The sequence below is a fragment of the Streptomyces sp. BBFR102 genome, assembly GCF_051397025.1.
Classification (GTDB): Bacteria; Actinomycetota; Actinomycetes; order Streptomycetales; family Streptomycetaceae; genus Streptomyces.
Genome location: NZ_CP195757.1, coordinates 1,935,566 through 1,949,783, shown reverse-complemented (window position 1 = coordinate 1,949,783; position 14,218 = coordinate 1,935,566). Strand labels below are relative to the sequence as shown.

11 protein-coding genes are annotated in these 14,218 nt (G+C 73.9%); 9 read left to right on the top strand and 2 right to left on the bottom strand.

What is annotated here, in order from left to right; translation table 11 throughout:
- Nucleotides 1–232: 232 nt before the first annotated feature.
- Nucleotides 233–1,657 (bottom strand): polysialyltransferase family glycosyltransferase, encoded by a 1,425-nt coding sequence (locus tag ACSLIC_RS08700; protein ID WP_436737117.1) that lies wholly within the window; start codon nucleotides 1,655–1,657, stop codon nucleotides 233–235.
- Nucleotides 1,654–2,676 carry a glycosyltransferase family 2 protein gene (locus tag ACSLIC_RS08695; protein ID WP_436737116.1) on the bottom strand — a complete coding sequence of 341 codons (1,023 nt, stop codon included), beginning with the start codon at nucleotides 2,674–2,676 and terminating at the stop codon, nucleotides 1,654–1,656. The genes ACSLIC_RS08700 and ACSLIC_RS08695 overlap by 4 nt, the downstream gene beginning before the upstream one ends.
- Nucleotides 2,677–2,873: 197 nt before the next feature.
- On the opposite strand from ACSLIC_RS08695, the gene ACSLIC_RS08690 reads away from it, so the two are divergent.
- The 9 genes from ACSLIC_RS08690 to ACSLIC_RS08650 all read left to right on the top strand — a co-directional run bounded on the left by ACSLIC_RS08690 (nucleotide 2,874) and on the right by ACSLIC_RS08650 (nucleotide 14,038).
- Nucleotides 2,874–4,232, top strand: a complete 1,359-nt coding sequence (locus tag ACSLIC_RS08690; RefSeq protein WP_436737115.1) for a DUF6716 putative glycosyltransferase — start codon at nucleotides 2,874–2,876, stop codon at nucleotides 4,230–4,232.
- A gap of 50 nt (nucleotides 4,233–4,282) precedes the next feature.
- A complete protein-coding gene (locus ACSLIC_RS08685) occupies nucleotides 4,283–5,530 on the top strand; it encodes a cytidylyltransferase domain-containing protein (protein ID WP_436737114.1) in 1,248 nt (415 codons plus the stop codon).
- Between the two features lie 60 nt (nucleotides 5,531–5,590).
- The gene (locus ACSLIC_RS08680; protein ID WP_436737113.1) at nucleotides 5,591–6,535 is read left to right on the top strand and encodes an N-acetylneuraminate synthase family protein; all 945 of its coding nucleotides are present in this window, start codon (nucleotides 5,591–5,593) and stop codon (nucleotides 6,533–6,535) included.
- On the top strand, nucleotides 6,516–7,649 hold the full coding sequence (locus tag ACSLIC_RS08675) for a hypothetical protein (protein WP_436737112.1): 1,134 nt from the start codon (nucleotides 6,516–6,518) through the stop codon (nucleotides 7,647–7,649). Before ACSLIC_RS08680 ends, ACSLIC_RS08675 begins: the two co-directional genes overlap by 20 nt.
- Nucleotides 7,650–7,934: 285 nt before the next feature.
- Entirely contained in the window at nucleotides 7,935–9,197 is a 1,263-nt protein-coding gene (locus tag ACSLIC_RS08670) for an amidohydrolase (protein ID WP_436740317.1), read from the top strand.
- A gap of 517 nt (nucleotides 9,198–9,714) precedes the next feature.
- On the top strand, nucleotides 9,715–10,647 hold the full coding sequence (locus ACSLIC_RS08665) for a DUF389 domain-containing protein (protein ID WP_436737111.1): 933 nt from the start codon (nucleotides 9,715–9,717) through the stop codon (nucleotides 10,645–10,647).
- A 317-nt stretch (nucleotides 10,648–10,964) separates the two neighbouring features.
- Nucleotides 10,965–11,624, top strand: coding sequence for a hypothetical protein (locus tag ACSLIC_RS08660; protein ID WP_436737110.1), 660 nt, complete (start codon nucleotides 10,965–10,967; stop codon nucleotides 11,622–11,624).
- Complete coding sequence (locus ACSLIC_RS08655) at nucleotides 11,615–12,670, top strand: hypothetical protein (RefSeq protein ID WP_436737109.1); 1,056 nt, start codon at nucleotides 11,615–11,617, stop codon at nucleotides 12,668–12,670. Before ACSLIC_RS08660 ends, ACSLIC_RS08655 begins: the two co-directional genes overlap by 10 nt.
- A 327-nt stretch (nucleotides 12,671–12,997) precedes the next feature.
- Nucleotides 12,998–14,038, top strand: coding sequence for a BMP family lipoprotein (locus tag ACSLIC_RS08650; protein WP_436737108.1), 1,041 nt, complete (start codon nucleotides 12,998–13,000; stop codon nucleotides 14,036–14,038).
- Nucleotides 14,039–14,218 lie beyond the last annotated feature (180 nt).

The following is a 14,218-nucleotide window of genomic DNA, read 5'->3' as shown; positions in this document are numbered from 1 at the left end:
CAGTGGGCATGACCCGCACCCTCCCCTTGGCGGTCAGCGGGGCGGCCGGCGCCTGGGCGCGCGGACGTGCCCGCTCCTGGCCCCTGAATGCCCACCCCGGGAGCCGGTGGAACCTCCGGCGCGCGGGCTGGCCCGAACCCGCCCCGGAGGTGCCTGTTCCCCCTCCGTCGCGGAGCCCTCTTCCTCGGGTTCGCGGTCAAGCCCTCGCTCAGCGGCGTCTGACCGGCCTCCCTCACCCCAGCGCCTTCGCCAGCCGGGGCGACAGCCGCCGCGCCCGCCGGGCCAGTGCGCGTACGGCCCGGTTGCGTGGTACGAAGGCCAGCCGCTCGGGGACGCCGCCGGGCAGCGCCAGCGCGGTGAGGCGGCGGCGCCTGAAGTAGCGGGTGAGGGCCGGGGTGTGGCGCAGCCGCGCCAGGTGGCGTTCGGCGAGGGGGCGCAGGCCCGGGTTGAGGGCCGGCTGCATCGTGAACCCGACGGTGGCGACCAGGTCGGCCAGTTCCTCGGGCAGGCCGGTCCCGTCCGCCGCCGGCGGAGTCCAGGCGGCGACGGCGGCCGGGTCCTCCAGCGCCGGCAGCAGCGCGTCGGCCAGGGTGACGGGCACCCGGTTGCTGTTCTGGTACGGGGTGAGGCGTTCCAGGACGAGGTCGGTGCCGGTGCGGGCGACGGGCAGGCCGTAGCAGACGGCGGCGGTCAGCAGGGCGGTGGAGAAGCAGCCGGCGACCAGCGCCGGGCGCAGCCGCTGGAAGACGGCCTCGGCGAGGACCGGCTCGTCCAGCACCCCGAACCGGACGCCGAGCCGGTCCGCCTCCTCCCGCAGGGCCCGGGTCCACCCGGCGGGCGCGGAGGGGTGCGGCTTGAAGACGATGTCCCGGTGGCCGAGGGCGGCGGCGCCGCGCAGCAGCCGCAGGTGGAGCCGCTCCTCCTCGTCGGGGGTGAGCACCTCGATCGCCGAGAGGTACTGGCCGAGCAGGAGCGCGGGGGTCGGACCCCCCGCCTCCCCGGCCGCCTCGGCGGCGCGTACGGCGGCCGGGTCCTCGGCCAGTTCGCCGAGGACCTTCACGAACTCCTCGGTGGGCACCACCTCCGGCTCCACGCCGAACTCGCGGAGCAGCAGCGGGCGCAGGCCCGGGACCAGGTCGAGGTGGAGCAGGCGGGCCACCCGGGTGCCGATCAGCGGGTCGAGCTTCGAGCGGGTCGGGCCGTAGCTCATCAGGCCGTCGGCGTAGAGGTGGAGGGGGGCGTCGCAGAAGATCCGGGCCACCGCCTGGGAGGGGTTGGCCTGGAGCGATTCGCAGGCCACCTCCAGCGGGCCGTCGCCGAGCCGCCACGCCTGGCGGACCGCGCGCTCCCACAGCGGGCAGTCCTGCTCGCGCGGGGACCAGCCGGCCGGGTGGAAGGGGCGGACGAAGTCGTTCCAGGAGTGCACGGCGTCGAACTCGGCGGCGAGCACCGCGAATCCGGGCATCGCGTCGAGCGGCGTGCCCACCTCGGGCACGGCCGAGGTGTCGCTGACGACCAGGACGCGCCGGTGCTCGGCGCGCGGCCCGAACGTCCCGGCGCGGAGCGCGGCCACCACGGTCGCCGCCGCGTACTGGGTGGCGGCGAGGAAGAGCTGGGTGGAGCCCGGGCGTACGCCGGGGTGCGCGGTGGGGCTCATCGGGCCGCCTCCTCGGGCGCGCGGGTGGCGGGGCCGGTGGCCACCGGGGTGGCCGGACGCAGGGCCTGGCCGCGCCGGACACGGCGGAGCCGGGCGGCGCGGTCCGGGCCGAGGGCGGACAGGGTGGAGCGCAGGAGGTCCTGGGGGAGCCGGCGCAGGGCGGCGGCGCTCTCGGCGCGCAGAGTCCGGGCCACGGCGGGTTCGAACCTTTCGATGGATTCGAGATGGTGCGCCATCACGGCGCAATAGGTGCGAAGAGCTTTCGGGAGGAGTTCCGCCGCCCGTTCGTGCGCGGCCGTCTCCTCGACCACCTGGTCGAAAGCGCGCAGGAAATCGAGTTGCCGGATATCGCCGATCTGGGTGAGGGAGGAAGCGACACCGCGCCGGTAGAAGACACCGTAAAGGCCGGTCACGGCGAAGGATTCCGCCTCCCGGTGCAGCCGCCAGATCCACGGGCGGTCCTCGGCGGTCCGCAGCCCGTCGGAAAAACGCAGGACCCCGGAGTCGAGCAGCCGCCGGTGGTAGATCCCCGCCCAGGCGTACGGGTAGTCGACCGAGGTGGAGCGGTCGGCGGGGAGGATCGCGTCGAGGGGGCGCAGCGGCACGTCCCGGCGCCCGTGCGGCAGCCGGTGGATCTGGCGGGCCCTGCCCGTCACCTGGACGTGGTCGACCCGGACGAAGTCCGTCCCCAGCCTCTGGGCGGCGTCCAGGAGCCGGGCGCAGTGGCCCGGGGCGTACCAGTCGTCGCCGTCCAGGAACGTCAGGTAGGTGCCGCGGGCCGCGTCCAGACCGGTGTTGCGGGCCGTCGCGAGGCCGCCGTTGACCCCGTGGGCGAGCAGCACGGCGCCGGGCACCTCCTCCACGGCCCGTTCCAGCAGGTCCCGGGTGCCGTCCGACGAACAGTCGTCGACCAGGAGGAATTCGACATCGTCCCGCGCGTTCGCCTTCAGGCTGCGCAGAGTGTCGGGCGCGAATCGCCGCACGTTGTAGAACGGCACGATGACGGAGAGCTTGACCACGTGAGCGACGTTAAGGGTGCCCCGGGCCCGCTCCGCGAAGTTCTCGCGTACACCGGATGAACTCCGTGCGGACGTCTTCCCCGCCCCCTCCCGGAATGCGAGCCCGCGCCTGGCAATTCCTTTCGTAGGCGCGCTGTTAACCCCTCGTTGCCATTTTGTTGGGCCCTTTGGCGTCGGCCCTTCCTAACGTCGGCGACGTGCCAGCAAGCAATCACCGAACCCCGCGCACCGCCGTTCTCGCGGATTCCGACACCCGCTGGAAATGGGGTGCCCTCACCGCCGGACGGCTCGCCCCCGAGGGCACCGCCACCGACGGCTACCTGCTGCGCGGCCGGGCCACGCCCACCGAGCGGCAGCTCGCCGAGGTCGGCCTGCGCCCCGACGCCCTCGCCGAGGTCTCCCTCGCGGGCTTCCTCGCCGAACTGCGGCGCCGCCACGACGACGCCCCCTACGACCTGGTCGTCCTCGCCCTGGTCGGCGGCGCCGTCCAGGCCGCCCTGCACGGCCTCGCCCGCCTCGGCCAGGACCACGGAGTGCGCCCGGTCGTCGTCACCGGCTACGTCGGCGTCGTCTACGAGAAGCTCGCCGACGGCCTGCTGCTGCGCCACGGAGCCGACCTGGTCCTCGCCAACTCGGCCGTCGACGCGGAACGGTTCCGCGCCGTCTACGAGGGCGTCGGCGCCGACGCCCGCTCCGTCACCGAGGCCGCGCTGCCCTTTCTCGGCGGCGCCCCGCACCGCCCGGCCGACCCGGCCGAACGCCCGTACACGGTGGTCTTCGCCGCCCAGCCCTCCGTGCCCGCCGGCCGCGCCGACCGGGCCCACCTGCTGGACCGGCTCATCGGCCACGCCCGCGCCCACCCCGAGCGCGAGGTGCTGCTCAAACTGCGCTCCCGGCCCGGCGAGCACACCACGCACCTGGAGGAGCTGCCCTACCAGCGGCTCGCCCGCGACCGGGAACCGCTGCCGGAGAACCTCCGCCTCGTCCACGGCAACATGGGCGAGGTCCTGGACCGGACCGACCTGCTGGTCACCGTCAGCTCCACGGCCGCCCTGGAGTCCCTGCACCGGTCGATCCCCACCGCCGTCCTCACCGACCTCGGCGTACGCGAGGCACTCGGCAACCACCACTTCATCGGCTCCGGCTGCCTCACCTCCTTCGACCGGCTCGACGAAGGCCACACCCCCGCCGCCGACCCCACCTGGCAGGACCGCAACGGCGTCGCCCCCGGCACCGCCCACGCGAGCGCCTTCGACACCGCCCGCGCCCGCACCGCCGCCCTGCTGGAGCGGGCCGGGGCGAAGGGACTGCCGCCGATCGCTCCGTACTACACACCCCGCACCGCCCCCGGCTACCTGCCCGGGCTGCTCGCCCGCCACCACCTCGCGCCCGACGGCACCCCGCTGCCCGGCGCCCTCGGCCCCGCCCCCGCCGAGGGGCTGCGGGGCAAGGCCCGTACCGCCGTCGACGGCGCCGTACGCGGCGCCGCCCGCGCCGCCTACCGGCACGGCGTGCAGCACGTCGCCCCCCTCGTCCGCCGCCTGGGCCGGCTGTGACCGGCACCGGCGGTCCCGACCCGTACGCCCCGACTCCCCAAGGAGGCGCCATGCGCGACCCCGTACCCCGCGTCCTCGCCGTCATCCCCGCCCGAGGCGGCTCCGAGGGCGTGCCCGGCAAGAACCTCGCCGAGGTCGGCGGTGTGCCGCTGGTCGCCCGAGCCGTGCGCGCCTGCCGCGAAGCCCGCCTCGTCAGCGAGGTGCTGGTCTCCACCGACGACCCGGCCATCGCCGAGGCAGCCCGCGCCGCCGGCGCCGCCACCGTGGAGCGGCCCGCGGCGCTCTCCGGCTCCACCGCCACCAGCGAGACCGCGGTGCTGCACGCGCTGGACACCGACGAGGCGCGCCACGGCCGCCTCGCCGACGTGGTCCTCCTCGTGCAGTGCACCAGCCCCTTCCTCACCGCCGAGGACGTCGACGGCGTCGCCTCGGCGGTGCTGGAGGGCGCCGACACCGCCGTCACCGCCGCGCCCTTCCACGGCTTCCTCTGGCGGGAGGTGGCCGCCGGCCCCACCCCGAGCAGCGGCCACGGCGTCAACCACGACGCCGCCCACCGTCCCCGGCGCCAGGACCGGCCCGAGGACCTGCTGGAGACCGGCGCCGCCTACGCGATGCGCGGCGAGGGCCTGCGCGCCGTACGCCACCGCTTCTTCGGCCGCACCGCGCTGGTCCGCACCGACCCCGCCCGCGTCCTGGAGATCGACGATCCGCACGACCTGGCCCGGGCCCGCGCGCTGGCGCCGCTCCTCGACGGCGAGACCCCCGTGGGCGGTCGCCGCCCCGGCCCGGGCGACGTCGACGCGGTCGTCCTCGACTTCGACGGCACCCAGACCGACGACACCGTGCAGATCGACGCCGAGGGCCGCGAACGCGTCAGCGTCCACCGCGGCGACGGGCTCGGCATCGCCGCCCTGCGCGACGCCGGAGTCCCGCTGCTCATCCTCTCGACCGAGCAGAACCCGGTGGTCACCGCCCGCGCCCGCAAGCTGCGCATCCCCGTCCTGCACGGCGTCGACCGCAAGGACGAGGCGCTCAAGCAGTGGTGCGACGAGCAGGGCGTCGACCCCGCCCGCGTCCTCTACGCCGGCAACGACGCCAACGACCTGCCCTGCTTCGCCCTGGCCGGCTGGCCCGTCGCCGTCGCCGGAGCCCACGAACCGGTCCGCCGCGCCGCCCGCGCGGTCACCACCGCCCCCGGCGGCCGGGGCGCCGTCCGGGAGATCGCCTCCTGGCTGCTCGGCCCCGACCTCGACAGCCCCCGCCCGACGGCCCCCGGCACCGCCGAGGCCCGGCCCTGACCCGGCTCACACCCCGACCACCACCCCGTACGACCGAACCCATCACGTGAGGAACCACCGATGAGCACCCAGAGCACCGACCCCCGCCTGCGCACCCTCGGCAGGCGCACCGCCGGCCCCGGCCGACCCGTCTACGTCACCGGCGAGATCGGCATCAACCACAACGGCGACCTCGAGAACGCCCTCGCCCTCATCGACGCCGCCGCCGACGCCGGCTGCGACGCGGTGAAGTTCCAGAAGCGCACCCCGGAGATCTGCACCCCGCGCGACCAGTGGGACATCGAGCGCGACACCCCCTGGGGCCGGATGACGTACATCGACTACCGCCACCGCGTGGAGTTCGGCGAGGAGGAGTACCGCGCCATCGACGCGTACTGCGCGAAGCGCGGCATCGACTGGTTCGCCTCCCCGTGGGACACCGAGGCCGTCGCCTTCCTGGAGAAGTTCGACGTGCCCGCCCACAAGGTGGCCTCCGCCTCGCTCACCGACGACGAACTGCTGCGCGCCCTGCGCGCCACCGGCCGTACGGTCGTCCTCTCCACCGGCATGTCCACCCCGCGCCAGATCCGGCACGCGGTCGAGGTCCTCGGCAGCGACAACATCCTGCTCTGCCACGCCACCTCCACCTACCCGGCCAGGGCCGAGGAGCTGAACCTCCGGGTCATCCACACCCTCCAGGCCGAGTACCCCAACGTCCCGATCGGCTACTCCGGCCACGAGACGGGCCTGCAGACCACCCTGGCCGCCGTCGCCCTCGGCGCCGCCTTCGTCGAACGCCACATCACCCTCGACCGCGCCATGTGGGGCTCCGACCAGGCCGCCTCCGTCGAGCCCCAGGGCCTGGCCCGCCTGGTCCGCGACATCCGCACCATCGAGGAGTCCCTCGGCGACGGCGTCAAGCAGGTCTACGAGTCGGAGCTCGGCCCGATGAAGAAGCTCCGCCGCGTCCCCGGCCTCGTCGCCGAGGCCCAGGCCGAGGCCGGCCGTGAGCCCGCCGCCGTCTGACGCCCGCCCCGGGCAGCCCGCGCCGGGACCCGCGTGCGGCGGGCCCGCCCGGCGGGCCCGGGGCGAGGGCGAGACGCTGGCCTTCGTGGAGAGCCCCGTCCAGCTCCTCAACGTGCTGGAGTGGGCCCACGCCCCGGGCCGGCCCACGGGCCGCCTCACCCTGGTCGTCCTCTCCCCTCTCGACCCGATGTCCCGGGGCCAGCTCCGCCGCATGGCCGAGCTGGCCCGGGGCGAGGGCGTCGAGGTCCGCTGGGAGGAGGCCAGGGGAGGGGCCGCCGCACCGCTGGCCACCGTCCGGGGCCTCGCGCCCCGGCTGCGGGCGGCGGACCGGATCGTCATCGGCGACCCGTTCTCCCGCTACGTTCAGCTGCTGCTCGCCCTCAGCCGCGCCCGCGACCTGGTCGTGGTGGACGACGGAACGGCCACCGTGGAGTTCCTCGCCCAGCTGGCCCGGGGCGAGCGCCTGGTCCGCTGGCACCGGAGCGGCGGTCGCCGGGGCCCGCGCGAACTGCTGCTCGCCCCGGTCTCCGCCGCCGCCCGGCGCCGCCTCACCCCCGGCGCGGGGCACCCGCGGATCGAGGTGTTCTCGGCGATGCCGGTGGACGCGGCGCCCGAGGGGCTCACCCTCACCCGCAACACGCTGGCCTGGACCCGGGCCCGCTTCGGCCCGCCGCGCCTGACCGGCGGGGCGGACCTGGTCGGGACCTCGCTGGTGGAGACCGGCGTCGTCGACGAGGCCCACTACCGCGAGGCCGTGCACGCCCTGGTCCGCGCCCACGGTGTCACCCGCTACTTCGCGCACCGCCGGGAGAGCGCCGCCAAGCTGCGCCACCTCACCGACGGCACCGGCCTGGAGGTGGTCCGCCCCGACCTGCCCCTGGAGCTGACGGCACGGCGCGGCCCGACCGGCCGCACCCTGCTCAGCTTCCCCTCCACCGTGGTGCACACCCTGCCCCTGGTGCTGGCCGGGACCGGGGTGCGGATCGCCGTCCTGGACATCGACCCGGCCTGGCTGACCGGGCACGCCTCGCCGCGCGCCCGGGGCTTCCTCTCCGGGGTCACCAGCAGCGCCCGGGCGGCGCACCGGCTCGCCTCCGTACCGTTGAACCCGTGAGCCTCTCCAGCACGGTCCGGGAGGCCGGGCCGTTCCGCCGCACGGCTGCCCACCAGATGAGACGGCGGCCCCCCAGATCCGGCCCGATCCGCCGGCGCTCCCCATGGCTTGAACAGAGCGCCATCTCCGCAGGTGAACGCCGGACAAAACACAGTTTCATACCCTCCGCATCCGTACGGTAAGCATCCCGAGGCGGTTTTTCTTACGTCTTTCCGGTTGAAGTTTTGTTGAACGATGGCGAGTTGGCACCTGAGGCGGCCTAACCTTGCCAAGGTGAACCAACTGATGTCCCGCGAACCCGGTACCCCTGCCTCTGCCCGCGACCAGGCCGCCGACGCCGTACCGGCCGCCGGCGAGATCGCCGGTACGCTCCCCGACCGGCTCTGTGCGGAGCTCATCGCCTTCCGGCGCGACCTGCACATGCACCCGGAGCTCGGCAACCAGGAATTCCGGACGACGCTGGCCGTCAAGACGCGGCTGGAACAGGCCGGCCTCGCCCCCCGCGTCCTCGACTCCGGCACCGGCCTCATCTGCGACATCGGCACCCGCGCCGAGGGCGACGAGCGCGGCATGCTGGCGCTGCGCGCCGACATCGACGCCCTGCCCATCCCGGACACCAAGGCGGACGCCCCGTACCGCTCCACCGTCCCGGACCGCGCCCACGCCTGCGGCCACGACGTGCACACCACCACCGTCCTCGGCGCCGGACTGGTCCTGGCCGCCCTGGACCGCGAGGGCGAGCTGCCCCACCCGGTGCGGCTGCTCTTCCAGCCGGCCGAGGAGGTGCTGCCCGGCGGCGCCGCCGACGCGATCGAGGACGGCGTCCTCGACGGCGTCGGCCGCATCCTCGCCGTCCACTGCGACCCCAAGGTCGACGCGGGCCGCATCGGCCTGCGGGTCGGCCCCATCACCTCCGCCTGCGACCGGCTGGAGATCGCCCTCGACGGTCCCGGCGGCCACACCGCCCGCCCGCACCTCACCACCGACCTGGTCACCGCCGCCGCCAAGGTGGCCACCGACGTGCCCGCCCTGGTCGCCCGCCGCGTCGACGCCCGCTCCGGGCTCGCCGTCACCTGGGGCCGCATCGACTCCGGCCACGCCTGCAACGTCATCCCGCAGCACGCCGAACTCTCCGGCACCGTCCGCTGCCTCGACCTCGACGCCTGGCGGCTGGCGCCCGACCTGATCCACACCGCCATCGACGAGATCGCCGCCCTGTACGGCGCCAAGCCCGAGATCACCTACATCCGCGGCGTCCCGCCCGTCGTCAACGACCCCGCCGCCGCCGACCTCCTCCACACCGCCATGGCCGCCCGCCGCGGCGCCCAGTCGGTCGAGGACACCGAGCAGAGCCTCGGCGGCGAGGACTTCTCCTGGTACCTCGAACACGTCCCCGGCGCCATGGCCCGCCTCGGCGTCCGCCGCCCCGGCGACCCCGTCTCCCGCGACCTCCACCGCGGCGACTTCGACGTCGACGAGGAAGCGATCCGGGTGGGCGTGGAGATGTTCACCGCGGCGGCCCTGCTGGACGCGGGCGAGCGGGCGTGACGCGGGGGAGGCCGGGTCCGGCCCCGGCCTCCCCACCGCCCCGGCAGGCCCTTCCGGGGCGAGGTGGTGGAAGTCGTCCCAGTGGCTGGGCACTTCCAGGTCCACGGCCCTGACCAGGCCGTCGGGGACCAGGTGCGGCGGCCCGGACGACTCGGCGAAGTCCGGGACGCCGTAGCGGTACGCGCAGCCGCCGAACCGGAAACGACTCCTCGTCCGCGAAGGCGCGGTCCAGGACGGCGCTGAGCGGGCTCAGGGCGACCTGCCGGGGGACTGGGGCCGGGCGCCGGACGAAGAGCGCGGGCCGGCAGCGAGTAGGGGCCCGCCTGTCGCCCCAGGCCCAGGGCCTCCCCGCCGCCCGGCCGTCCGATGCCGCGCCGGCGCCTTCCGCCACGCCATCGACCTGGCCCGCCGCCACGGCGCCCCCGCGCGCGACCGGTGTCGGCCTCCGCCCGGCTGCTGACGCGGACACGCCCTGAACTCCCGCCCCGGGCGCCCCCGCCCCGCCTAACCTGCCGTCATGCTGCACTTGCGGATCATCACCCCGGGCGAGCGCACCGAGGAGGCCGTCACCACGCTGCGCGGTGTTCCGGGCACGTACAACCTCATCGTGCTGCCCGGGGCCGCCCGCGAGCCGCAGGGCGATGTGATCCTCTGCGACGTGGCCCGAGAGTCGGGGGACGACGCGGTGCACGCCCTGCGCCGGCTGGGGGTCGACGCCTACGGGTCGATCGCCGTCGAGAACATCGACCTGACGGTGTCGCAGGGTGCCGACCGGGCCGAGAAGGAGGCGCCGGGGGACGGTGCGGACGCCGTGCTGTGGGACCAGCTCGCCGAGATCACCCACGAGGAGTCGACGCTCTCCGTCACCTACCTGTCCTTCATGACCCTCGCCACCATGCTCGCCGCCTGCGGGGTGGTCCTCGACAACGCCGTGCTGATCGTCGGCGCCATGGCCATCGGCCCTGACTTCGGCCCCCTCGCGGGCGTTTCGGTGGCCGTGGTGGAGCGGCGGCACCGGCTCGTGGCGCGCTGTCTGATCTGCCTGCTCGCCGGCTTCGCCGCGGCCATCGCGGCGACCGTGCTGTTCAGCCTCGCCATGGACGCGGCCGGGCTCTTCCACGCCGAACAGCTGACCAGGCCGCGTCCCCTCACCGACTTCATCGTCTCGCCCGACGTGTTCTCCCTGATCGTCGGCGTCCTCGCCGGCGTCGCCGGCACCCTCTCCCTCACCTCCGCCAAGTCCGGCGCCCTGGTCGGCGTCGCCATCTCGGTCACCACCATCCCGGCCGCCGCCAACGCCGCCGTCGCCCTCTCCTACGGCAACTTCGCCCAGACCCGCCTCTCCAGCGAACAGCTCCTCCTCAACCTCGTGGCCATCTCCGTCGCCGGGACGCTGACGCTGCTGGCGCAGAAGTGGCTGTGGCGGGCGAGAAGGGGACGCCACACCTGACGGTTCAGGGCTGGTACTCGACCAGCGGTGTGCCCCTGCCAGGGTCGGCGAGCCCGACCGGTAGCGCCGGCGCGCTCGCCTCCCGGGCGCGAGTGGCGTCGGCGACATGACCGCCGCCACCGACTGCAACGGGTACCTGCGGCGTCACCCGGAGGGGCAAGAGTGACTGCCCGTCCGTCCATCGGCCGGCCCTCGTCGCGCCGGCGGGGGCCGGCCGTTACGCCGTCGTGCCCTGCCTCACGCGGGATCGCTATGGCGAAACCAACACCGGCGCCGGTAGCGTCAGTTCTTCAGAACATTTGTTTCACGGGGAGTCCATGGTGAACCGCCGCACTTTGCCCGCCGCCACACTCGCAGCGGCCGCCGTGCTGTCGCTGGCCGCCTGCGGTGGTGGGGGCGGGAAGCCCGGCGCGGACGACAAGATCGCGGGGGCCGGGGGCGGCGGCGCGTCGAGCGCGGCCCCGGACCCGAGCGCGTCGCCCGGGGCCGAGCGGCCCGCCGTCGAGCTGCCGAAGGACATGAAGAACGTCTTCGAGGGCGGCGGCAACGGCGACCCGGTGGTGGAGGCCGTCCTGCGCGACAGCGAGGGGCGGATCAACTCCCTGGACGAGGCGATCCACACGCGCTCCCTGGAGCGGCCCGCCTTCGGCTTCTACCAGACGGGCGAGGCCGCCCGGGGTGCGGCCGTCTGGGTGCAGGGCTTCTACGACGACGACATCACCTGGACCGGCACGGTCCGCTACTACGACCGCAAGGTCACCGTCGAGGGCAAGAAGAAGGACGAGGCGACCTTGTCCTACTGCTCCGACGAGTCCAAGGCGTACAACAAGGACCTCAAGTCCGGGAAGACCTCGGACGCTGTCGACGACACAGGCGACTCACTCGTCTTCTACTCCACGCGACTGGCGAAGAACGACAAGGGCGTCTGGCAGACCACCGACGTGTATTCGAAGAGGGGGACTTCGCAATGCCAGTGATATCCGTGAGGTCGAGGACCAGCAGGGCCCTGTCCGTGCTGACCGCAGCCGCCGCCCTGGCGGTGCTGCCGCAGACGGCGTGGGCCGGACGCGGCGGTTCCGGCGGCGCGACGGAGGGCACGGCCACGCCCAGCGGGGGCGCCGGCGGCGACAGCATCTACGCGAGCGTCGTCACGTACGACGAGTCGCAGAACGGCTCCGGAGGCAGCTCCGGCCCCGTCGCTCCGGCGGGCGACTGGAAGCCGCCGGCCTGCTGGTACGAGCCGAAGTGGACGCCCGAGCAGTTCGAGAAGGAGTTCCGGAAGAGCTGGGACATTCCGCACTTCAGCGGCGCCGGTGAGGCGTACCGGATGTCCCAGGACCACTACATCAACGGCGAGCCCTACGACGACTTCAACAAGGAGAAGTCCGGCGAGGGCATGTGGTGGGAGGCAGTCCGTGACGAGGGGCGGGCCGAGTCGGGCGATTCGGCCGCGTTCGCCTGCGACCAGGCGACCTTCTGGGTCGACAACGGCGAGACGCCCGAGGTGGAGAACGCCATCACCCCGGACATCCTCGCCCAACTCGCCTACAACCGGCTGAAGGTGCCCGGTACCGAGGTCGCCCTCGCTCCCGAGGTGGCCACCAAGGTCAACCTGCCCACCTGGGCCTGGCTCGACAAGGCCACCTTCAAGGAGGTCGCGGTCACCGCCTCCCTCGACGCCGGTGGCGTGAACATCCAGGCGACCACCACGGCCAAGCCCGTCTCCCTCAAGCTGGAGCCGGGGACGAAGGACGCCCAGACCTACCCCGCCTCCGGGGAGTGCGCGTTCAACGACGACGGCTCGATCGGCGCGCCGTACGCCAAGGGCAAGGCAGACCGGACGCCCGACTGCGGCCTGAAGTACCTGCGTTCCTCCGGCGGCGGCACCTTCCCGCTCCAGGCCACCGTGACCTGGGAGATCACCTGGACCGGCAGCGGCGGTACCGGCGGCGACCTGCCCGAGGGCACCTTCGGCGCCGAACAGGCGGTCACGGTCGAGGAGATCCAGTCGATCAACCGGTAGGCAGCACGCCGTACGGGGCCGCGTCCGGGGGAGGGACCTCCCCCGGACGCGGCCCCGTCGCGGTTCGTATGCGATCCCGGGGGCCGGACCAGGTTTCGCGCGGCCCGGCAGGGCCCCGCACCCTTCCCGCGTAACCCGCCGGAAACCTCGCGCCACCCCCGATCCGACGCCCTGCGTCAACGTGCCGTCCGCCCGCGCGACGTGGCTGGTTCGCGTCGAATCGATAACGGCTGCGGAAGGGGGCTTTCCCCGACATCTACGCGCGTTACGATGCGGCGAAACCAGCGCCGGAAGCCGGCGCTCTCGGGTCAGTGGAAGGAACCCCTCGTGCGCCGGGTAACCAGGATTCTCACCGCGGGCATAGCAACCGCGTCTCTCGCGTTCACCGCCACCGCGTGTGGCGAGTCCTCCACCGAGGCGTCCTCGGGCGAGAACAAGGGCATCGGCCTCGCCTACGACGAAGGCGGCCGTGGCGACCACTCGTTCAACGACTCCGCCGCCAAGGGCTACGACAAGGCCAAGAAGGAGCTGAAGCTCGGCGGCAAGGAGATCACCGCGAAGACCGGTGAGACCGAGGCCGACCGCTACCAGCACCTCGCGGACCTCGCCGACGCCGGCTACAACCCCGTCATCGCGGTCGGCTTCGCCTACGCGCCCTCGGTGACCAAGGCGGCCAAGAAGTACAAGGACGTCGACTTCGCCATCGTCGACTCCGTGGTCGACCTGCCCAACGTCACCAGCCTGGTCTTCAACGAGCACGAGGCGTCCTACCTGGCCGGCGTGGCCGCCGCCCTCAAGTCGAAGACCGACCACGTCGGCTTCATCGGCGGCACCGACTCCGTCCTCATCAAGAAGTTCGCGGGCGGCTTCCAGCAGGGCGTCAAGGACACCAACCCCAAGGCCAAGCTGGACGTCCAGTGGGTCAAGGAGGGCAACGACACCGCCGGGTTCGGCCAGCCCGACCGCGGCAAGGAGATCGCCGAGGGCATGCTCGCCCGCGACATCGACGTGATCTACTCCGCCGCCGGCGCCTCCGGTTCGGGCGCCATCGAGGCCACCGCCAAGAAGAAGGGCACCTGGTCGATCGGCGTCGACGGCGACCAGTACAACTCCGCGCCCCTGGCCCCGTACAAGGACTCGATCCTGACCTCCGCGGTCAAGAACGTCGACATCGCGGTCTACGACTTCGTGAAGTCCGTCAAGGACGGCAAGAAGCTCACCGGTGTCCAGTCCTTCACCCTGGAGCAGGGCGGCGTGAGCCTGGCCTACTCCGGCGGCTTCATCGACGACATCAAGCCGAAGATCGAAGAGGCCCAGAAGAAGATCTCGGACGGCACCATCAAGGTCACCGACACCTACAAGGGCTGAGCCCGCGAGGGCCCGCCCCGGCGGACCGATCGCCGCCCGCGGGGCCACACACCCCGCGGCGGCCGTCGCGCCGCCCGCCCCACCGGCCCCGCCGGCTGGGCGGCGCGACGTCCACCCCCTCCCGCCGACCCCCGTACAGCCCCCATCCCAGAGACCGGGCGCGGCAGCCGGACCAGCCCC